Genomic DNA, 20,897 nt, shown 5'->3' with positions numbered 1-20,897 from the left:
GGAGCATGCGGCGGCAGTTATTTTTTGCCAAAACATTCATAGTATCTAAAGAGGTTTAACAGGCCCCAGCACTAACCACCACCTTATTGCGACCTTCCGCTTTAGCCTGGTACAAAGCGCTGTCTGCTTTTTCAAGCAAATCGGACCCGGCCGGAAAGTCGGTTGAATAGGCTATGCCGATACTGCAGGTTAAACGCTTACCGTCGCACTCAGGTATTGGTGTAGCTGCCAGCTTCTCGCCAATTCGATGCGCCAAATGCCTGGCCTCAGCAACATCGGTAGCCGGCATAAGCACACAAAACTCCTCTCCGCCCAAACGGCTAACCACATCTATAGCGCGTACGTTATTTCTCAGTAGATCTGCCACCATTATCAGGCAGTCATCGCCCACTTTATGGCCAAACTGATCATTAATTTTTTTGAAAAAATCCAGGTCAATCATAAGTAAACTAAACCCTGTATGCTGGCGTGCACTGCGCTCAGCCTCTTGCTGCAGGCTCTGTTCAAAAGAGCGACGATTCAACAGTCGCGTCAGAGGGTCCGTATAAGCCATGGACTTAAGCTCGGCGTTTCGCTTTTGCAACTCGTGCTGCGCTTTTTCTAACGCCTCTGTGCGCTCGGCAACTATGCCGCCCAGGTTGTTCTTTAAACGAATATTTTCCTGGTTAATAAGTTGCAAGGTGTAAGCCATAGCGAATGCCAACAACAGCGCATCCAATGCAGTGCCCACCAAGCCGAACAAATACACATTAAAAGGCGGTGGACTGATAACGCCTAAATTAACCAGATTGGAAATTAGATTCGGCACCAACAACATTATGTAAGCCAGCAAGAAGTAACGCGCAGGCTTAAATCCCGAACGCAGACGTACAATACCCGCCGCAAGAGCCAAAGCCATCATAATCGCGGTAAAAACACTGGCAAACACGACCCCACTGCCAGGCCACACCATAGCGATAGGTATGGATAATACGCTGGCGATGCCATTGCCCATTGAAGCGCGATAAAGCCTGGGAAGGTGATGTTTTAAATCCAGAAAGTCACTGTAAAAAAGCACACTGGTAATAGGCAGCAGTAAAAACCCCGGCCAGTGCAAGCTGGGCGACTGCCAAGCAAATATCTCTTTGGGAACCTGTAACACCTGCGCCCACCCAAACACCCAAGATGCAGCGAACATGGCGTAATAAAAATGCATCGCGCGGCGGCTGGCAAAGAAAATAATCAGGTTGTGGATGCTAAGTGCAAGACCCGCCCCTAAACACAGCCACTGCACCGCCAGCTCCAGCCGCGATAATGCCTGATAATTCTCCTGCTCACTTACCCACAGGCGCATAGGCGCGTATAGGTAATCGCTTTGCAATATAACTGTTAACCGGCGCTGTTCTCCCGCAGGCCAATGTACATAAAACCCATAACTAAAAGGATAGGCGTTGGCGTATCTCTCGCCCTGGCGCTGAACCGAGACGCTATCGTCGGCTTCGACTCGCAACAAAATACGCTCGACAATGCTGCCGCCCGGCTCGAGCACTATGGCATCTGTGCCCAAATCATTTATAGCCGCAAACTGAATCCGATAGGCACCGCCCCAGTAACTCAATTGACTGTGCTCACTGGGTTGGTAAGCGTCGGGGTTGTCCAAGTCAGCGCCAGGAGCATACTGCAAGGCCTGCTTGTTAAACACGCTGTAAAGATCCTGGCCTTTTAGCTCACTCAATAACACTGGCTGGGCTATGCCACCCTGGCTCAGTGCCGCCAGGAAAACCAGCAAAAAAAGCCGACATAGCATGTATTTATAAGTGCAGCAGTGTCGCATCGCGTGTGATCATCCAAAATCGGCAACCGGTGGCTGAAAATCCCTAGCCTGAGTAAAACAACGCCTTATCGAGCCGGGCTCTGTCAGAGTATTGCGCGATTTTACGCGCCATACAAGCGGCTTTTGGCAGAGTTCGGGGCGAACAATCAATCTGCCGCTGGTTCTGACGAATGCCCGAACCTGGCGCCTTCCTGGTCGGTATTTAACGCGCGAATTGGATAGGGAATGACAATTCCCTCCTCCCGATAACGCCTGTGTAGCGCTTTAATAAACGCCGACTTGACCCAAAACCGATTAAAATACTCCTTGGCCCGCAGCATTACAGTGAAGTTGATACTTGAGCTATCAAAGGTGTGGTATACCACGAAGGTGTTGTATTCAGTAACGCCCCACTCATGGTCTTTTAATACTTGCCGTGCAACGTCAAGGGTGATTTGCTCGACCCGCTCTAAATCCGAGTCATAGTGCACCCCCACCTCTACCGGCACCGATAGCTCGGGTTCCGGGTAGTAATAGTTAATTATCTTCGACTCAGACAGCACGCTGTTAGGCATAATCACAACATTATTCGGCAGCATCTTAATCCAGGTAGAGCGCCAGCCAATTTTCTCTACAAACCCCTGCTCTCCAGAATCCAACTCGATAAAATCCCCCACCCGAATTGGTTTATCCATTACCAGCTGAACGCCAGAGAAGAAATTTTCTAGGGTTGGCTGCAGCGCCAGCGCAACGGCCAGTGACGTAATGCCCAGTGACGCTATTACGGGGGTGATGGCTATCCCCAAGGTGCCCAAAAGCACCAATACGCCCACACCGAGAATTGCCCCACGGGCAATGCCCTGCATGATGCTTTTACTGTTGCGAAGCCCCTCCGACCTATCGGCGTAGCCGCCAATCATCCCCATACAAAGCCGATCGATAAACGCTACCAGCGCGAGAATGAGTAATATTTTTGACCCCAGTGCTATAGGTTGAGAATAGCTCTGGGCATCCACTCCCCAGTAGGTGAACAAAAACTTTAGGATCTGAATGTTCACCACCAAAATGACCAGCGTCAGGGGCAGCCCTAGCGCGCGAATCAATACCGAGTCAAAAACATAGCCAGTTCGGTGGATCACACTGGACAAGCGCCCCAGAATGAGGCGTTTAAGCAACAGCATCAGCCCCGTGGACAGCAAACAGACGCACACCGCCAGCGCCGCAGGCGAAATGCCTAGCTCGGAAAAATCGATATTGGTCATGACTTTGATCCCCTTGGGTCTAAGGAGCCTCCGATTAGGTACTCAGCGGCCTCTGAGCGAGTCAAAACGTTCACTCCTGCCGATAAATGCTCCTGCCTTTCGGGCAATCCCTTGCCCTTGGCGCGCTTCGTAGGCAATGGCCATCGTCCTTGGCAAGCAGTGCAAGCCTTTCGCGTCCTGCTCACGGTTCTAACCTATATCCGTGTAGGCAACACAGCGGATGGACGTTTTGGCCACGCCCTTTGGGGCTTACCAAACTGTCCGATCTCTGTGTTGGCTCACCTAACCGGGCCGCCAGCCCGCTTTCAGTTCGACGCTTGATCTCGAAAAGCTCTGTAAGCCAGAGGCCACTGAGGACTTAATCGGAGGCTCCAGTCAAGCGCAGCAATTTCCATTCCGTGGCGTTTGCCTGGACAGCCGCTGCTGCGCGGGATAAAACGGCGGCACCGCTAAAGATTCGCAAAACTGATTGTGCCGCTATACAAGGCCGATATACTGCGCGCCCAACACCGTCACTGCTCGCGCTTGCACTCACAGGCATTTTGTTATGGCAACCACCTCACCTACCCTCGTGCGTCACAGTCTGCTCACCTTGCTGGGCGTACTGTTGGTTGCGCTAAATCTGCGCCCGGCACTCACCAGCGTTTCGCCAGTACTGCGCTCCATCGGCGAGGCGCTGGCGTTATCACCGGCAGGCTTGGGGCTGCTAACCACCGTACCAGTTGCCTGTTTGGGCTTGAGCGCACCGCTCGCACCCATGGCGGCGCGGCGTATCGGCATGGAGCGCACAGTGCTGGTCGCGGTAATCTTGCTGGCGGTGGCTCTCGCCATCCGACCCTATAGCGGTACGGTGGGACTTTTCGCTGGCACCGCGTTTGCCGGTGGCTGCATTGGCGTTATGGGGGTTTTGCTACCTGGCATCGTCAAGCGCGACTTTCCTAAACACACCAGCTTAATGACCGGGCTTTATACAGCGGTAATGTGCCTCGGGGCAGCACTGGCGGCCGGGGCCACCGAACCTCTGCGCATTGCGATGAACGAAAGCTGGTCGCCCGCGCTGGCATTTTGGCTGCTGCCAGCCGCCATCGCCGCCCTGGCTTGGTGGCGTCAGTTGGGCGAGCAGCACAAGCCTGCAACTCGCAAACAGCCCACAGCATCATTACTTAAAGACCCTCTCGCTTGGCAAGTGACCCTATATATGGGGCTGCAATCATCCCTGGCCTACGCCGTATTCGGCTGGCTTCCCAGCATTTTGCAAGATCGCGGCTTAAGCGCCGTGGAGGCCGGGCTGGCATTGTCCGCCTCAATTCTGAGTCAGATAGTTACCGCAATTGCCGCCCCCTGGCTTGCCAGCCGGATGCGAGATGAGCGCTTTATGGTAGTGGTGGTTATGAGCCTCACCCTGCTGGGCTTGGGTGGCTGTATTTATGCCCCGGTGGAGACCCTATGGCTGTGGGCCGTTATTTTGGGACTGGGACAGGGTGGCACCTTTGCCATGGGCCTTACTCTGCTCGCCCTGCGTGCGCGCACCCCGATTATCGCTGCGCGGCTATCGGGAATGGCGCAAGGAGTGGGTTACACTCTGGCCGCCTTTGGCCCGCTGTTAACGGGTATACTGCACGACATTTTTCACGGCTGGAAAGTGACCGGCGTTTTTCTCGGAGCCATAGGCGCCGTTGCCATTGCAGCGGGCCTGGGCGCCGGGCGCCGCCGCTATGTACTGGAAAGCCAGGCGAGCCACTCATCCGAATGAATTAAGGCGCGTGCAAGTCAAACACTTACAAACAGGATTACTATGAAATTATTGGTGAAACTACTACGAGAAGGTCTGGGCAGTATCATTGCGTTTATCAGTTGGATTACCCTGCCGGGTAAACTGAAACGCACGCCTGAAGCTCAGGCTGAGGTAGAAAAAGAGCTGCAAAACTTTGCTCTGTACCAGTTTTTTGCCTGTCCGTTTTGCATCAAAACCCGCCGCGCTCTGCACCGCTTAAACCTGCCTATGGAAAAACGCAATGCGCAGCAGGGCAGTAGCTACAGAACCGAATTAACCCAAGGCGGCGGCCGGGTAAAAGTGCCGTGTTTGCGCATTGATGAAAATGGCACGACCACTTGGATGTACGAATCAGCCGATATTATTCACTATCTGGAAACTCGATTCGGCTAGTAATGCTGGTAAGACTCGGGCCGCCTGGAACTACAGCGGCCCTAAAAACAACACTATTGCGGGGTCAATCGGCAAGCTCTGACTGGATATAATAATATGACTCGGGGGTAATACGAACCTGGCTGGGCCGCCCCGGTAAAATACCGTACATACCCGAACAAGCTAATTCACCTCGCAAATGCAAGGTCGCGCAGGAATCGTCTTCAATCAGCACCACCCGAACAATGTCCGTTATTCGTACCGCGGCTTCTATTTTTTTACCGTCTTCGGTGACCATTTGAATATTAATAAATTCACCCGCAAAGCTGTCACAAAATGCCTGCCAGTCGCCATCAAAGACCGCATGGCCATTGATTCCGTCAAGCGAACACACGCGAAAGCCTGCACTGTCTTTCACCAACAGTGCGATCAAATCCCGAGAACATAAAGAGTATTGAGCACCAACCTCTTTACCGCTATCGACAATAGGACGGTGAATTGTGGAAACAGTACGAATAAATCGCGAACGCATTTTGGCTTATCTCCCTGCAAACATCACAGCAAGATACTACAAAACCTAGAGTTAAAAAAAGCGCTTGACTATGACAAAGGCCCTTGCAAATTACCCTTACCATTAAAAAAGTACTTTTTTAACAACAGATTCGCTAAGAGATGTGGCGGCGACACTATTGCGCAGGAAAAATAACCGGGGTATCTCCATCCTGCCACGGCTGATATTTCTTCATGGACTGAACAAAGACTGGATGCTCCAGCCATCCTTTTAGCCACTGCTGCACGCACGGATAAGGCAGGCGGTAAAATACATCGCGATCCACATGGGCAAACTGACGTACAAAGGGCATTATGCCGATATCGGCAGTACTGGGGCTAGCGCCTAGCAGGTAGGTGTTTTTGTCCAGCAGCTGCTCCAGCGTTTGCAAAAACGCTTCACCGCGTTGGCGATATTGGGTTTGGGTCATAGCCGGGTAGCGCTCGAAATACTTATAGCGATCCAGCCAGTACTTAAACTCAGTATCATTCTGGTTAAGAAGATCCTTGGCTTGAGAATAATGCTCGGAATCAAGTACTCCGTCTGGGTCATTCTGCCGTATAGCCCAGAGTAAAATATCAAGGCTTTCATCAATCACCCTGGCGTTGGGCAACTGCAATACCGGCACCGTGGCCTTAGGGCTAATAGCGAGCATCTGCGGCGGTTTATCCTTCAACACCACCTCACGCAGCTCGACTTGCAGGCCGGCAAATAGCAGCCCTAGGCGGGCGCGTATAGCGTACGGGCAGCGACGAAAGGAATATAGAATGGGCAGCTGCTCGGTCATGGGTTCCAGGCTTGGAGAATTTGGCGCTAGGGTCGTGGATCGCCGTGGCGGTGTCAAGCACACCACCGCATCATAATGCCTGCCGCCATAAGAGACCTCGGCAAACCTTCGCCTAAGGCACAGATACCACCGACCTCAGCGCCGATGGGTTTGTGAGATCTGTTGTGAACTTCACGCAGCGAATGAGCACTGTGTAAATTGCCGATGCCGCTGCTGCATTATTGCAATCGATAAAAATCAAAGTCCGCACGCCCACCCGGTGTTTGGGTGGCGTAATTAAACAGCGCAAAGCGGTAACCCATAAAATGCGGCAGTGTGTATTTCATTTTCAACTCTGTGCCAATGGCCTTCCAGTTCGTGCCATCCAGGCTGTACCAAAATGTGGCGGTATCGCGCTGGCTTTTAAAATCGGTCTTTATCTGCAGGTACACTCGCGACTGAGGCAAGGCGATTCGCGCGGCCACCGTTTCGCTCACCTCGTCGTCTTCTGATTGACCCAACACCATAATTAAAGAGGTGCCTGTTTCACTTTTTTCAACTCCGACAAAACCGTATTGGGCTTGCAAGGCGGCAAGCCCCGCCACATCGCCCGGCCGTAAATTGGCGGTATCGAGGGCAACCGTGGCCCGAGCTTCGGGACCATACATTCGCTGAGTCAGAGTGTTACGGGTATCCAGCAATCCTTTATCGGTGCGCTGGTTGGTTAAGCTCAAGTAGCCGGGCCGCTCAGTTACCGACCAACCGCGGGAATCGGGGTTATGATTCCACTGCCAGGCGAGCTTGAGTGCTCCGGCCTCAGAATTGATTTCCGGATAGTCAAAATCATCTGAAGCCACAAGATTACCCAGCCCCGACTGCTGCGAGGTAATACTCAGCGCCTCGGGCACCTTGCCGTCCACTCCGTATACGGGCCAATCGTTTTGCCAGCGCACCGGCACTAAGTATGGAATGCGCCCCACCGCGCCGAAATCGCGAAATAAAAAGGCGTACCAGTCGCCCTCGGGAGTATCGATCAAGCCCCCCTGGGCAATACCACGATCCTGCAACACCACTCTGCCCTCGTAAGGCCCTGTTAGCTGTTTAGCGCGATACACCAACTGGGTGCGCATGCCATTAGCAGGCCAGCTGATTAAGTTGATGTAGTAGTAGCCATTGCGCTTACTCACCTGGGCCCCTTCTGCCGGTACCCAAAACTCTTCTCCGGCAATGGACGAGGCTTTCTCGATCACCGTGGTCCGTAAACCGCCGGGCTTGATCGCGCTGGCATCTGCGGTCAACTCAACCAAATGAATATCATCGTTGCCGTAAAGTAGAAAAGCCCGCCCCTGATCAAACACCAGCGAGGCGTCGTGAAACAACTGGTCTATTTCCGCGCGTTGCCATTCGCCGCTCTCGATATCATCGCTGGAAAAGATATAGGTTTTACTCGTGTGATTGGCAAAAGTGCTCACGTAAAAACGGCCATTGTGGTAACGCAAACTGCTCGCCCAAGACCCTCGGCCGTAGGCCTGCTCGCCCCCGCTCAACGTAGAGGCATTGTCGGCGGCCAGGCTGTCGTAGACGTAACCAAGAAGATTCCAATCCACCAAATTCGAAGACTTCATAAGCGGCAACCCAGGATTCATGTGCATGGTGGTGCTACTCATGTAGTAGGTATCATCCACCCGGATTACCGCCGGGTCAGGCACATCAGCCCAAATCAGCGGATTGCGAGCCCCATTTTGTGCCTCTGAATTTGCGGGCGAGTCGGCCTGGCTACTGCATCCGAGTAGCGCCCAAAGCGCTGTCACTAGTCCTAGTCGCAGCATCATATTTGTCCTTCATTTTACGGTTTTTATTGTGAGCTGAAGTTCGGGCCGTGCAACGGGAGCGGCGAAAGAACTTCGGCATGGTTTTGAGTGATTTCCCCAAAAGACTTATAGTTAATAATACAATATGAAAAAAAACATAATATATTTTCATCCCCCATAGAACAACTTAAACGACAATAATGAGGACAAACCTAATGAGAAGACTGACCGCCTTATGCACCCTGGCGCTGGTTGGCGCTTTAGCCGGCTGTGATAACAGCACCGACCCGGCTCAACTCAGCGAGAAGGCCACCACTCAAAATAGCCCCGCACCTGTGGCCAAGGCCCCCTCGGCCGATAAAGTAGCCAAGTTCAGCCAATATACTTATCAGGGTGAATCGCAAGAAGAAGTTACCGTGGGCGATGGCGAATTTCGCAACCCGATTATCTCGGGCTATGCCCCCGACCCCACCGTGGCACGCGTGGGCGACGACTACTATGTAGTGACCTCATCATTTACTCACTATCCGGGCCTGCCTATTTACCACTCGAAAGACTTGGTCAACTGGACGCAGATTGCCAATGCCATTGACCGCCCGGACCAGTTCGACTTTACAGGTTTGAACGTTTCTCGCGGCATTTTCGCGCCCGACCTTTCCTATCACCAGGGAACCTATTACCTGACCTCCACCTGTGTGGATTGCGACGGCAACTTTGTAATGACCGCCGATAGTCCCACCGGCCCCTGGTCTGACCCCCACTGGTTGGGTTTTGAGGGCATTGACCCATCCATTTACTGGGCCGACGATGGCAAAGCCTATATTCTCAACAATGGCGCCCCCAATGAAGAGCCCCGCTACGACGGCCACCGGGCCATCTGGATTCAGGAATTTGACTGGCAGAACCTGAAAATGGTGGGCGAGCGCAAGCAGCTGATTAACGGCGGTGTGGATATCACCGAGGAACCGGTCTGGATTGAAGGGCCGCACATTATCAAGCGCAATGGCTACTACTACATTACCGCCGCCGAAGGCGGCACCAGCGTCCACCACTCGCAAACCATATTCCGCGCCGATAACGTTTGGGGCCCCTACACGCCCGCGGACCACAACCCCATACTCACCCAACGCGATTTAGAGTGGGAACGCGAAGACTCGATCATCGCCGCCGGACACGCCAAGTTTGTGCAACTGCCCAACGGCGACTGGTGGGCCACTTTCCTTGCCATTCGCCCCTACGACAACGACATGTTCAACATCGGCCGCGAGACCTTTCTGCTGCCGGTTACCTGGAAAGACGACTGGCCCTACATTCTGCCCCAGGGCGAGCGCATTCCGTTTGCCATAGATAAACCCGCCCTACCCGAACAGCCGCCCGCCGAACTGCCCACCGCCGGCAACTTTGGCTACACCGACAGCTTTGATGGCGACAGCCTGTCGTTATCGTGGATGGGCCTGCGCAACCCGAGCGAAGACTTTTACCAAGTGGAAAATGGCGCGCTCAACCTGACGTGCCGCGGTGGACTGGGCAACCTAGATGCGGTTCCGTCCTTTATCGGGCGCCGCCAGCAACACCATATTGCCGACGTCTCCACCACCGTTACCTTCGACCCGACCGCCGAAGGCGACATGGCAGGCCTGGCCGCTGTGCAAAGTGATACCCACCTGATGTTTTTGGGCGTCACTCAACTCGATGGCCAAAAACAGGTTGCCCTGTACCGCCACGAGGGCTCTACCGAAGGTGAATTGATCAGCGCCCAACCGCTCGAAAGCTCAGCGCCCGTAGAGCTGACCCTGGCATTCAACGCCGGACAAATGCAGGCAAGCTACGAGGTAGACGGCACCAAACACACCCTCGCGGAAGGCGTGGATGCCACCAACCTCAGCACGAATGTAGCTGGTGGGTTTGTGGGGACTTTGATTGGGCCTTACTGCACTGAGTAAAAGCAGTCGCGATACCTTTGCCGTCTTTCTGGCGGCAAAGGGTTTTCAATGCAGAACTTGCGGCTTCAGTTTTTTGATATACAAGGCATGCATACAACTACTTCGCAACTCCAGCCATACACAGGCTGAGTTCTTAACCCGTTCCCACCGACTCAAGAAAGTGACGGCTAAGGGCAGAGCCGCCATAGCGACTCCCTTTTCTCCATAGGCATTCGCGCAGTACGCTAGACCGATAATAATCCGGTTGCCACGAAAGACCGCCCCCCGATGTCCCTGTGTCTAGAATTATTCCAAGGCAATTCCCTGCATGATGCTTCTACTGCTACGTCCCACCCTCAGCCCTTGATTTCTATAACGTCAAGCCATATAGTTGCATATACAACCTTTATTGAACTTTGATCTTGCCATGCATCAATACAGCCACAGCCAATCACTCGGACACCTAACCGGTTTAGCGGGTCGACTGTTCAACAACCTGTTAACTCGTCGGTTTAGTGAAGCCGGAATTGATATGACAGCAGAACAATGGGGTGTAGTGCTCCTGCTGCTGCATAACGAGGCTCTCACTCAGGGTCAGATTGGTGAACAGCTGTATCTGGAAAAGTCCACCGTCAGCCGATCCGTTAGCGGGCTGGAAAAGCGCGGGTGGATTGTCATTAAAAAAGACGACAAGGACGCGCGGCAAAAGCACATTAGCTTAAGTAAGCAGGCTGTCGGTATAGCGGAGCGCTGTTACGCCATAGCAAGCGGCGTGTTAAACGACGCCCAGCAAGGCCTCACCCCCGCCGAGCTATCCACAGGCTTAACCCAACTGGACAAGGTAATCGGCAACCTCAGGCAACTTAATCGCTGATACCTGATACTCAATCTTAGGAGTTAGTATGAACACACGTAACGCGTTAATTACCGGCGGCGCACGCGGCATTGGGGCCGCCTGCGCAAAAGCACTGGCCCAAGACGGCTACCGGGTCTTTATCAACTACGTCAACAGCGCCCAGGTGGCGGATGACCTGGCCAATGAAATCAAAGCCGAGGGCGGGCAAGCCGTAGCCGTACAGGCGGATGTGCGCGACGATGAACAACTGCAAGGAATGTTCGCCATGATTAGCGAGCAATATGGCGGCGTCGATGTCCTGGTGTCCAACGCCAACATGAGTTTTACCCCCAAGCCATTTTTACAGCAAAGCTGGGACGAGTTTTCGCAAAAATTAAACGACGAGATGCACGCGGCCTATCAAAGCGCTCAGTTGGCGGCCAACGCCATGAAAGAAAAGCAATTCGGTCGTCTGGTGTTTATTTCCAGCACATTATCCGAAAGCCCCGCCCCCAACTTTATTGCCCACGGCGCCGCCAAAGGTGCGCTGGACAGCTTTAATAAATATCTGGCGCAAGAGCTTGGCCCTTTCGGTATTACCGCTAATATTGTCGCCCCAGGCTTGGTAGAAACCGATGCGACTAAAGACGCGCCGCAGGAGTTTAAGGAGTTTATACGCACCAGCACCCCTACGCAGAAAATTGCCACGCCCAGCGATGTCGCCAATACCGTACGCTACCTTGCAAGCGAGCACAGCGGCCACATTACCGGCACTTATAACCCGGTCTGCGGCGGCGCCTATATGTCCTAAACTCGGCATCAGAAGCATATATGCCTGCCGCATGGGCGGGCATATTGATCCAAAAATACGCTTCCGGTGTTGCGGCTTCTGCAAATAACGAAACCATCCACGCAGGCCATCCAATTCTGTAAATCTGCTTGATTTGGTTTTTGAAAAACTTAACCACTTATACATTTCTCGCCAAACGGGTCCAAAATGGGGAAAGATTTATTTTTCTGACCGAAATAAGGGCAGATTATTTTTCTAACTTGCCTACGACAAGCTATCCCATTAAAAATAAATCTGTCACCTTTTTTGCCAGCTCATCCCGTTAATCTACGGAGTCTTAAAGAGCGGCATTCCATTTAACGACAAGAAAGGTGCGAAAAGACTTGTCATTTAAGACAGTATCTGTACCCGAAACCTGTACAGGTAAAAATATATCCGTCGTCTTCTTTTCGGGTCTTATCACAACGGCTTTGGTGGCTTTCAGAATCAAGCCGCTCTGCGCCATTAATTCTGCCCCCATTAATCTCACTATACCGTGCTCCGTTGTCCATCATAGCAAAGCGCTAAGCACCAATACGACCGCAAGCCCCACCAGCCCCAAGATGGTTTCCAGTATCGTCCAGGACGCCAACGTCTGCTTCTCTGTCAGGCCCATATACTGCTTAACCAGCCAAAAGCCGGAGTCGTTTACGTGGGACAACACCGTCGCCCCACAGGCAATGGCGATGACCACACAGGCCACCACCGGCTCGGAGTAGCCGCCGGCGTCGACCAACGGAGCAATCAAACCGGCAGCGGTTACCATAGAAACGGTTGCCGAGCCCTGGGACACCCGCACCACTGTGGCCACCAAAAAAGCAAAGAGCACCACCGGCAGGTTAGAGCCACTCATGGCCTCTACCAACGCGTCGCCCACGCCGGCGGTAATCAACACCTTACCAAACACGCCACCGGCACCCGTCAGCAGAATAATCATTCCCACCGGCTCCATCGAGCGGGTCGCTACGCGCTGAACTTCATCGCGGCTGAATCCAAGCCGTGTACCCAGAAAATAAAACGCCAGCAGAGCAGCCGTTAGCAGAGCGGTAAAGGGGTGGCCCACAAACGCCATCACATTCACCAGGGTATGACCTTCGCCCAACCAGACCTTGGAGGCGGTGTTCAGCAAAATCATGGCGAGCGGCACCAGGATAATACTCAGCACCAACGCAAAGCCCGGCTGCGGCCGATGGGATTGTGCCTGTGACTCTAGGTGCGCCTGGGCAAAGTCAGGCAAGGGGGCGTGAATACGCCCGCCGATAAAGCGCCCGAACACAATACCGCCCACAATCGCAGCGGGTATGCCCGCCGTTAGACCAATAAGTATCACCCACCCCAAGTCTGCGCCAATCAGCGAGGCCACCGCCACCGGGCCGGGTGTGGGCGGTATAAACGAGTGCGCCACCGCAATACCCGCCACCAGTGGTAAACCGTACAGCAATAACGACTTGCCGGTACGTTTGGCCAGACTGTACACCAACGGAATAAACAGAATCAGCGCCACCTCAAAAAACACCGGAATGGCGACAATCAGTCCCAGCGTCATCAAAGCCCAGGGCGCCCGCTCGGTACCCGCCTTGCGGGTTAAGGTATTGGCAATCTGTTGCGCCCCGCCGGAGACCTGCAAAATCTCCCCAATCATGGTCCCAAGGCCAATCACAATGGCAATATAGCCAAGCGTACTTCCCATACCCGCCTGAATGGTACTGGCTACCTCGGGTAAAGGCACACCACCGGCAATCGCCACCATCATGCTCACCAGTAATAGAGCAACAAACGCCTGCAGGCGCAGCACCATAATCAAAAACAGCAGCAAGCCAATGCTAGCGACGGTCAGAGAGAGTAAATAGGTGACGGACATGGTTATTGTTATCTCCGATTTTTATCGAGTTTTTTTGTCATATTTTTATTTGATTAGAAGACTACATCTTCTATAGCGCCTGCCGAATCAGTGTACACCAAAATAACGATGCCGCTCTCGAGCTGGTATTTGTACCGGTATCCGTGTTTGTGAACAGATCGGCTGCCATTTTGTAGAGCCTGCACTACGTCGGATTCATCAATTTCAGCGTCTGCCAGTTTTTCTCAAATCCCACTGCTCCACAAGATTTTTCGGGGATTGGGTTCTGATGCCGTATGCTTTGGTCGATTGTGCGGATGCATCGCAAGAACCATGCTATGAAGCATTACCATTACAACAAACAGGATGGGAACCCCAATCCCCCAGAAAAGCCATTCCATTTTATTCCGCTTGAGCTCCCGATATATTTAACCCTTCAATAAGGGAGGCCCAAAGTGAAACTTTGGGCCTCCCGACTGGCCGAAGGACAGCCTTTGCTTCATTGACTTGTTAACATTGGTCATCGGCACGCTCGATAGAGCCACACAGAAAGAAAAAATTATCTTCCTCCTCTAATGCCGGCCACCTCATTGTATGGATCGAGGCATAAATACACTTCGGATTCACCATTAATGAGCTTGCACTGCGATATCGCCTTACAGGTGAAATCTTCGTTTATTGAATACTCCCTAAGACCGATAAGACGAAATGTACTTATCTCACCCTGGACATTCTGAACACTCAACAGCGCGTTACTTTCCGAGGTATCCCAATCGTGGCCAATCGTAAGCTTCGCTAATGCTTTATCTCGAAAATCTCCTGAGTCAACATTCATCGTTCTGTACTGTCTCCGGGATTCACGGTTCAAGACTTGGCCCCAATCTCTTTCAAAGCGCTGGAGCAAACGCCTCGACAAGCCACAGCCCGATGGTAAGGCTCACCAGGCCGAACAGGGTTGTTTGCACAATCATAGTCGCCGCAAGGGCGGCATTTCCGCCCATGCCGCGCACCATCACAAAGCTTACTGTGGCGGTGGGTGCGGCCGCCAATAAAAAGACCACCCCCACGGCATCGCCCTTAAGCCCCAATAACAGCGCCAGTGCCACCGCTATGACTGGCGAAACCAACAGCTTCCAGCAGCTAGCGGCCAGTACGCCGCCACCCATTTGACCCAACGACTTCATGCTAAGCGTCCCGCCGACGCACAACAGCGCCAGCGGCAAAGACATATCTCCCAGATAGCCCCCCGCGCGCCGCACGGGCTCAGCAATAGACGGGCCCCAAGCACCGTAAATCAGCCCGGCGACAATGCCGATAATCAAAGGATTGCGCGCAATAGCCGCAAACACACCGCGAAAACCACGCTCGCCGTCCAGGTCTCGGTTGAGAGCGACTACGGATAATACGTTGTACAGCACGATAGTAACGGCCAAGGGCAAAGCCGCCATAGCGATACCTTTCTCGCCATAGGCATTCGCGCAGTACGCCAGACCAATAATAATCAGATTGCCGCGAAAAGCTGCCTGGGTAAGAACCCCTCGGTCTTTTTTATCACGCACAAACCAGCCGGCGGTGGTAAAGCTCAATATAAAAACGAGCAGAGCACCGGTGACCACGGCGATCATAATGCGACCATCGGTAGCCGAACCAAAATCCGCCCTAGCGTTGCTGAAAAACAACAACACGGGCAACCCGACGGAAAAGACCAAGCGTGAAGCGGTGTTGATAAACGCTTCGTCGATCAGACCCACACGACGCAATACCGCGCCCAGGGCAATCATTAGGAAAATAGGTGTGCTTACCGATACCGAAAAGATAAAGGTGGAGAGTAGATTACTGTCGTTCACGCAGGCTCGTAGAAAAGTATGAGAGGTTTGTTAGGTTCCGCTTTTTTTCGGGGTTTTGTCAAGGTGGAGAGGGATCAAACCACTCTGACCCCATTGATATTTCGCTGGCACCGACTCGAAAATTCCGCTTTCAAAATTCCACTTTCAAGATGGCATCTGACATCGACGCATCTTCCCGGGATCCCGCAGCTGTAATGCGCTCAAACTCAGAAATTTCAGCAACCACATACGCAAGGTGATGATTGGTATCAATAGCAATCCACTGCCATGCTATACCCTTAAATTTCTTCTTACTACATCGAAGTATCTCGCTATCACCCCAACTGAACTGATCACCAAGGTAGTGTCCAGAATCTATAATCTTCTGTGCGAGCTCCCACATCTGCTCACCTTTTGGGGGCTTACTAAGTGACTGGCCTCGTGCCACATAATATTCTTTGTCAATTGTGTAACGAATCTTACCATTTGTATGCTTGTTTCTCACACCCTCATTTGTATTTGGGCCACGAACACCATAGTCGCCAAAGAATATCGGCATACGAGGAAACCGCTGTCTCGCACTTCGCCAAAGTAACATTTCCTTTCGCAGTACTGGGCCGCAGGTATTTGGCTTTTTTACGGCTTCATTAATCGTCTTTGGCAAAGAGCACCCAGCAAGCGAGTACGACATGAAGCGATACCCTGAAATCAAATTAAATAGGGTTTCAAACCTATCAAGTAGATCAATCGCTCCGAAAGGCGTTACATCTTCAAAATCCAAAATCACATGACAGTTCGCTGGATCGAGTTCTAGCTCAGATATAATTTCATCCAAGTTTTCTTGGAAAAAATCGGGTTCTGCGGAATCTTCAAAGGCTGCATGATCGAGCCTAATACAAAACTTACCCTTGTGGGTTCGTGAGATACTCCGAAGCGCCATCTGATATTCCAAAACACCCCAACGATCATAACCAACAACAGGCACGACCTGGACGCCCACAAATTCTAGCGCGTGATAGGTGTAAGGGATGACGTGCTCACCATGCTCGTTCGTCGCTGTTGGGACCCACTGGTAAGCATCGAACATCGCATATTTCCCAGCCCATAAGCGCCCAATCTCTTCGCTAGTATCATCAATGAACTCAGTGATAGGCGTTGAGCTTTCCCGGTATTTTTTGCGGTCTGGGACCTTGGGCAACTCGAACAGAGGAATAATATTTGTCGCGTTGCCGGGCTTGGTGTTTTCTAGTGCGGTAAACTCCGCACCCAGCGCTTTGAGAATTGGGAAATAGGTGGTGTTCATAAATTAAGCCTCACACTACTCGGGAGATGGAAACAACTTGCGTACTTGATTCTGTCCCACCAAGTCGGAGAACAGGCCATAATTTCCCGATTCCTTTCGGAGTCTACCAGCAATTATTGCTGGAGAAATCTTTAGCTCTTTAGCGAACTTTTCAATTGATTCCTTACTTGGCGAAGTATAAGCATCACTTCTACGCCATTGGACGCGTGGAATAAAGGCTTCACGAGCCAGTCGGTTAGCCTCAGCCTCGCGCCGATCTTCGGATGACGCATCAAGATCATCAAGGAAGGCGTCCTCGTCCGTCACGTGTTTCCAAATATGTGCGACCTCATGAATGAGGGTGTACCAAAAGTTGTCCAGCCGGTCATAACGTAATGTAAGGCCAATAATGGGCGTCCCATCAGCGTCTCTTAGCGCAGCTCCGTCTAATAACGTGCCTTTTAGTGCGGGTTCAATAACAACAGTGATGCCCGACTTCTCTAGTTGCTCAACCGCCAACAAGGGGCCCGTATCGAACCGACTTAACTGAGCAAGCTCTTTCAAGTAGCCTGCCGATAACTCCTCTGGGTTGAATGAACCATTTTTAGGCTTCCGATCTCTAGCTTTCTGAATAACCCGGGCCAACCAAGCGTAGAGCGCGTATCGGGATGTGGGTGTTTCAGCCTCGCCGTAAAATGTTTTTCTGAACGAAGCCGCGCCGAATTCAAGCCCTGCTTTAGATATGAAGCCTTTTACTATTTCTTCAAGGTTATCCTTGGCTATCTTTCCAATATTATCGATCCAACCCCGACGCGTCATTTCTTTGATAGGAAACTTGGACCAGTCAACAACACCTTTGCTAGTAGGCGAGTCAGGAAGTGAAGCACCAACGAGCGTATCCGCTGAAATGCCCAAACCAATCGTCAAGGCTCGAATCATCTGAACAGTTAAGGGGCGCTTGCGGTTCAGAACCTCAGAGACACGGCTACTTGTACCGAAATAGGGAACAAGATCAGCCTGCTTCAGACCCTTTTCATTCATGCGAAATAAAATGGCGTCGATAGGGTCCGGGCTCTCTACTGGATATTTTGAGTTCTCGTATGCCTCAAGCAGAACGGTCAGCAACTCCAGCCTCTCACTTTTCGCGGAGTTCAGTTTTGGGCCTTCGGAAATGAGGGCTTGGACCTCATCAAGGTACGCGGCATATTGTTCTTCTGTGCGAATTACCTTAGCTTCCATAAATTCTATCTTCACTGTATGCCCGTGATAACGGCAATGCCTTGTTGAAATGCAATTTGTATACAAACCTCTTTTTTGCAGTTGCAGACAGGAAAAATGAAATGGCCCGGTTCGGGCTGTCGCGCGTTCGGGAATTGGTGGCTTACGTCTGCGGCTTGTTTCCAATTCGCGGTTGCGAGTTCGGCAACCCATGCGCACACCCAGGTGCGCACCGTTTCATCAGTGCGCACGAGGAGCTGTAATTTGTCTTTTCCTAGTAGTCGCATGGCTTCTTAATTTTCCCATTTTGGGAACATTATACATAGAACAAAAAAACACACAAGCTCCCAATTTGGGAATTTTTTGTTCGCTACCCATCGCAGCCAGCCGAACGTAGGTAGATTTGGCTGGTTAATCGCGCATGGACGTGCGATTAAGGAAAAACGCGTAGGAGCGCGATTTTTTCCGACCAACCAAATCTGCCGAAGTGAGGGAACCCGGAGGACTGAGGTGCGCGGGTGCGCTTTTTCGTCCCTTTTTGCCGCATAGGAAAAAGGGACTCGCCATCGCCCGGCGATAGAGGGCGGGAATTACGACAGAAAGCTGGCTTGAGAGAGATTGGTGCAAATGAGGACTAACAAGAAAAGAACAAACCGGACGTCGATAGATGTTAGGCACTGATAGAACCGACGCCTAGCGGGATGCATGGGGCACGTACATGTGCCCCACCCTGCGGGCGGCGTTCGCCGTGCAAATTCGCTCCTGCGCTCCATGCGCCCGCGACATTAGTGAATCCCTTCACGTCAACCACTGGCGTCTGCGGTCTCACCCACAAGACCCACAAACAAAAAACCCCCTGTCCAATTGGGCACTTCGAATGCGGATATGGGACTTTGACGATTCGCGGGATGCATGGCGCACCTCCCTGTGCGCCACCCTCCGGGCGACTCCGTCGTGCTAATTTGCTCCCGGCAAATTAGTGAACCGGAGCTAAACCTCGCTCCCGCTGAGCTTTCAGCGGAACAAACAAAAAACCCCCGCACTCTCGCGAGTACGGGGGTTTTTTGTTTGTTTGGTGGGCCTAGCTCTACCGAATAACACCCCCAATACATTGTTTTTATTATTTTTTCCCAATTCAAAAAATCAGGATACCCCCATATATACCCCCAAATAATCGCCGTGACCTGGCAAGCAAGTATTTATTAATCTGTGCGGGGCGCTTAATAGATACAGCTAACAATCGGGCATATTGTCCGGTTTTGGTGTGACAGCCTGCCCCAACCTTGCCGTAATCTTGCCCCTACACCTTGGGGTAATCTTGGTGTGATCTTGCTGTACTGTTTAGGGTGATCTTAGGGGCATTTATAGGCGTGGCCAGTCATGGCCATTTTGCCACCACCCGCAAATGACTCGTTACGTTCTACTTGCTGAACATGAACGTAATTAGCCCCAGCGGCATAAGCTTGATTGCGTAGATCATTACGCGACCCTTCTGTAAGCGCTTTGGTACTGGTAATGTCATCTGTCCACCAATTGCCTTGGCCGCCATAAATCTCTTTGACAAATTCGCACTCTTCGCTTGGCTTCTCATTGCTAATAAAAACCCCTGTTGCCTCTGGGTTTAACGGTTTAGCTGCACAGCCAACCAGCACAAGGAACGCGCTTCCAGCAATCCCCAATTTTAAACATCCAGCTATTATCGAAGTGTTTTGCATTTATGTTCTCCATGTTTTAAGTGTAAAAATCCCACGTCCACCAAGGGTAGCATTGTTCTCTTGGTGAGCATTAGGCTGGTTATCGGCCAAAGCTATAGAGCTAACCTTTTTAGGACTCAAAATATACTGTGGCCAATGTCAGGTTTTGGCAGGTTTAGGCGCTTACTATCGCTTACCGGCGTCACTGGTTTTAAGAGGTCGCTAGGTGCTTAACTGTCCTGAGGTTTTCTGAGGCGGGCCCGCTCTTTTTAGGGGGTCGCAAAACACAACACCCGACCTAGTGTTTAACCCTTGTGATTTAAGGAAGCCTTGGCAACTGTATATGCAAACAGCACAGAGCGGCCTGTGTTGCGTTCTGACTGTCATTCATTGTTGGGCGGGCTTTGTACTGGCTGGGGGTGTCGAAGGCCACAGGGCGATTTATAGCCGTTGCTGGTTAGGCGGGTTATTAACAATCCGTAACGTCCTGCGCTTGCATTGGTGGGGGTGTGGGCTAGCCTAGGGGTACACGCCTTCGCCTGTTAAAGTCGCGATGCACCGCACAGGGAAGTCAGCGCACCGCGTGGGCGTGTCCTCCACCTTACGATTTGTTAATAAGTCGGCCTGCTATGCGATGTCCGAAAATATCCGTTTTCAAGGTCAACATTATTCAACATCTACCCTGCTACTGACTTCGGAATAATCTTATGAGCGTCAAAGGTTGGCCAGCTATCAAAACATGGTTTCGCGAACGTGCAGTAGGCTTTGTGTGTGAGCTATCCGCGAAGCTGTTTTGCCTGTTCTTGGTTGCCTGGGTTGTGGGTGCATCAGGTGGTTAAAGTGTTTGCCCGTTTGGGCCGCCCGCTGTTTTAGCGCTGTATATTGGTAGGCTGTCTATAGTTGGTCATATGGTAAATTATATGGTGGCCTAAATTTGTACCACTGCTCAAAAATTAACCACCACTAAGTTGTTGATTTTATTAGGGTTGGATTTTTCGCAAACTCTCAAAATCGTGCGGGTGGTACAAATATGTACCGCAGGTGGTACAAATTTATACCCAGGGTGGTACAAATTTAGGCCTCGGGAAATTGAAAAACCGCACACCCTGAATTGGGTCGGTTAG

16 protein-coding genes are annotated in these 20,897 nt (G+C 51.9%); 5 read left to right on the top strand and 11 right to left on the bottom strand.

Going from position 1 to position 20,897, the window contains the following annotated elements:
* Window positions 1-55: 55 nt before the first annotated feature.
* Entirely contained in the window at window positions 56-1,786 is a 1,731-nt protein-coding gene (locus tag NHM04_RS00425; RefSeq protein WP_254265088.1) for a diguanylate cyclase, read from the bottom strand.
* A gap of 173 nt (window positions 1,787-1,959) precedes the next feature.
* Window positions 1,960-3,054 (bottom strand): mechanosensitive ion channel family protein, encoded by a 1,095-nt coding sequence (locus NHM04_RS00420; protein ID WP_254265087.1) that lies wholly within the window; start codon window positions 3,052-3,054, stop codon window positions 1,960-1,962.
* Between the two features lie 547 nt (window positions 3,055-3,601).
* Between NHM04_RS00420 and NHM04_RS00415 the strand changes: the two genes are divergently transcribed.
* Both NHM04_RS00415 and NHM04_RS00410 read left to right on the top strand, forming a co-directional pair.
* Complete coding sequence (locus NHM04_RS00415; RefSeq protein ID WP_254265086.1) at window positions 3,602-4,807, top strand: MFS transporter; 1,206 nt, start codon at window positions 3,602-3,604, stop codon at window positions 4,805-4,807.
* Window positions 4,808-4,849: 42 nt separating this feature from the next.
* A complete protein-coding gene (locus tag NHM04_RS00410) occupies window positions 4,850-5,221 on the top strand; it encodes a glutathione S-transferase N-terminal domain-containing protein (RefSeq protein WP_254265085.1) in 372 nt (123 codons plus the stop codon).
* Between the two features lie 64 nt (window positions 5,222-5,285).
* Here the strand turns inward: NHM04_RS00410 and NHM04_RS00405 are convergent, their stop codons facing one another.
* The 3 genes from NHM04_RS00405 to NHM04_RS00395 all read right to left on the bottom strand — a co-directional run bounded on the left by NHM04_RS00405 (window position 5,286) and on the right by NHM04_RS00395 (window position 8,348).
* Window positions 5,286-5,732, bottom strand: a complete 447-nt coding sequence (locus NHM04_RS00405; protein ID WP_254265084.1) for a hypothetical protein — start codon at window positions 5,730-5,732, stop codon at window positions 5,286-5,288.
* Between the two features lie 154 nt (window positions 5,733-5,886).
* Window positions 5,887-6,537 carry a glutathione S-transferase gene (locus NHM04_RS00400; protein WP_254265083.1) on the bottom strand — a complete coding sequence of 217 codons (651 nt, stop codon included), beginning with the start codon at window positions 6,535-6,537 and terminating at the stop codon, window positions 5,887-5,889.
* A gap of 218 nt (window positions 6,538-6,755) precedes the next feature.
* Window positions 6,756-8,348 carry a glycoside hydrolase 43 family protein gene (locus NHM04_RS00395; RefSeq protein ID WP_254265082.1) on the bottom strand — a complete coding sequence of 531 codons (1,593 nt, stop codon included), beginning with the start codon at window positions 8,346-8,348 and terminating at the stop codon, window positions 6,756-6,758.
* Window positions 8,349-8,542: 194 nt separating this feature from the next.
* Between NHM04_RS00395 and NHM04_RS00390 the strand changes: the two genes are divergently transcribed.
* The 3 genes from NHM04_RS00390 (at window position 8,543) to NHM04_RS00380 (ending at window position 11,895) form a co-directional block, all read left to right on the top strand.
* The gene (locus tag NHM04_RS00390; RefSeq protein WP_254265081.1) at window positions 8,543-10,270 is read left to right on the top strand and encodes a glycoside hydrolase family 43 protein; all 1,728 of its coding nucleotides are present in this window, start codon (window positions 8,543-8,545) and stop codon (window positions 10,268-10,270) included.
* Window positions 10,271-10,781: 511 nt separating this feature from the next.
* Window positions 10,782-11,123 (top strand): MarR family winged helix-turn-helix transcriptional regulator, encoded by a 342-nt coding sequence (locus tag NHM04_RS00385; protein WP_254265080.1) that lies wholly within the window; start codon window positions 10,782-10,784, stop codon window positions 11,121-11,123.
* A gap of 28 nt (window positions 11,124-11,151) precedes the next feature.
* The gene (locus NHM04_RS00380; RefSeq protein WP_254265079.1) at window positions 11,152-11,895 is read left to right on the top strand and encodes an SDR family NAD(P)-dependent oxidoreductase; all 744 of its coding nucleotides are present in this window, start codon (window positions 11,152-11,154) and stop codon (window positions 11,893-11,895) included.
* A gap of 529 nt (window positions 11,896-12,424) precedes the next feature.
* On the opposite strand, the gene NHM04_RS00375 is transcribed toward NHM04_RS00380, so the two are convergent.
* From NHM04_RS00375 to NHM04_RS00355, 6 genes are all read right to left on the bottom strand, one after another.
* Window positions 12,425-13,774 (bottom strand): GntP family permease, encoded by a 1,350-nt coding sequence (locus tag NHM04_RS00375; protein ID WP_254265078.1) that lies wholly within the window; start codon window positions 13,772-13,774, stop codon window positions 12,425-12,427.
* A gap of 866 nt (window positions 13,775-14,640) precedes the next feature.
* Entirely contained in the window at window positions 14,641-15,600 is a 960-nt protein-coding gene (locus NHM04_RS00370) for an AEC family transporter (protein WP_254265077.1), read from the bottom strand.
* A gap of 130 nt (window positions 15,601-15,730) precedes the next feature.
* Window positions 15,731-16,882: a beta family protein gene (locus NHM04_RS00365; RefSeq protein WP_254265076.1), complete on the bottom strand. Its 1,152-nt coding sequence runs from the start codon at window positions 16,880-16,882 to the stop codon at window positions 15,731-15,733.
* A gap of 15 nt (window positions 16,883-16,897) precedes the next feature.
* Complete coding sequence (locus NHM04_RS00360; protein ID WP_254265075.1) at window positions 16,898-18,100, bottom strand: ImmA/IrrE family metallo-endopeptidase; 1,203 nt, start codon at window positions 18,098-18,100, stop codon at window positions 16,898-16,900.
* Window positions 18,101-18,111: 11 nt separating this feature from the next.
* A complete protein-coding gene (locus NHM04_RS17390) occupies window positions 18,112-18,366 on the bottom strand; it encodes a type II toxin-antitoxin system HigB family toxin (protein WP_371872561.1) in 255 nt (84 codons plus the stop codon).
* 1,065 nt (window positions 18,367-19,431) lie between these two features.
* Window positions 19,432-19,794 carry a DUF4156 domain-containing protein gene (locus tag NHM04_RS00355; protein ID WP_254265074.1) on the bottom strand — a complete coding sequence of 121 codons (363 nt, stop codon included), beginning with the start codon at window positions 19,792-19,794 and terminating at the stop codon, window positions 19,432-19,434.
* Window positions 19,795-20,897: the final 1,103 nt, after the last annotated feature.

It is taken from the genome of Gilvimarinus sp. DA14, from assembly GCF_024204685.1.
GTDB lineage: Bacteria > Pseudomonadota > Gammaproteobacteria > Pseudomonadales > Cellvibrionaceae > Gilvimarinus.
This window is presented reverse-complemented; position numbering and strand designations above follow the sequence as displayed.

Coding starts and splice junctions, on each gene's coding strand:
- NHM04_RS00410 (WP_254265085.1), top strand. CDS start 4,850: ATGAAATTATTGGTGAAACTACTACGAGAAGGTCTGGGCAGTATCATT.
- NHM04_RS00375 (WP_254265078.1), bottom strand. CDS start 13,774: ATGTCCGTCACCTATTTACTCTCTCTGACCGTCGCTAGCATTGGCTTG.
- NHM04_RS00425 (WP_254265088.1), bottom strand. CDS start 1,786: ATGCTATGTCGGCTTTTTTTGCTGGTTTTCCTGGCGGCACTGAGCCAG.
- NHM04_RS00380 (WP_254265079.1), top strand. CDS start 11,152: ATGAACACACGTAACGCGTTAATTACCGGCGGCGCACGCGGCATTGGG.
- NHM04_RS00395 (WP_254265082.1), bottom strand. CDS start 8,348: ATGATGCTGCGACTAGGACTAGTGACAGCGCTTTGGGCGCTACTCGGA.
- NHM04_RS00400 (WP_254265083.1), bottom strand. CDS start 6,537: ATGACCGAGCAGCTGCCCATTCTATATTCCTTTCGTCGCTGCCCGTAC.
- NHM04_RS17390 (WP_371872561.1), bottom strand. CDS start 18,366: ATGCGACTACTAGGAAAAGACAAATTACAGCTCCTCGTGCGCACTGAT.
- NHM04_RS00360 (WP_254265075.1), bottom strand. CDS start 18,100: ATGGAAGCTAAGGTAATTCGCACAGAAGAACAATATGCCGCGTACCTT.
- NHM04_RS00415 (WP_254265086.1), top strand. CDS start 3,602: ATGGCAACCACCTCACCTACCCTCGTGCGTCACAGTCTGCTCACCTTG.
- NHM04_RS00420 (WP_254265087.1), bottom strand. CDS start 3,054: ATGACCAATATCGATTTTTCCGAGCTAGGCATTTCGCCTGCGGCGCTG.
- NHM04_RS00385 (WP_254265080.1), top strand. CDS start 10,782: ATGACAGCAGAACAATGGGGTGTAGTGCTCCTGCTGCTGCATAACGAG.
- NHM04_RS00365 (WP_254265076.1), bottom strand. CDS start 16,882: ATGAACACCACCTATTTCCCAATTCTCAAAGCGCTGGGTGCGGAGTTT.
- NHM04_RS00405 (WP_254265084.1), bottom strand. CDS start 5,732: ATGCGTTCGCGATTTATTCGTACTGTTTCCACAATTCACCGTCCTATT.
- NHM04_RS00390 (WP_254265081.1), top strand. CDS start 8,543: ATGAGAAGACTGACCGCCTTATGCACCCTGGCGCTGGTTGGCGCTTTA.
- NHM04_RS00355 (WP_254265074.1), bottom strand. CDS start 19,794: ATGCAAAACACTTCGATAATAGCTGGATGTTTAAAATTGGGGATTGCT.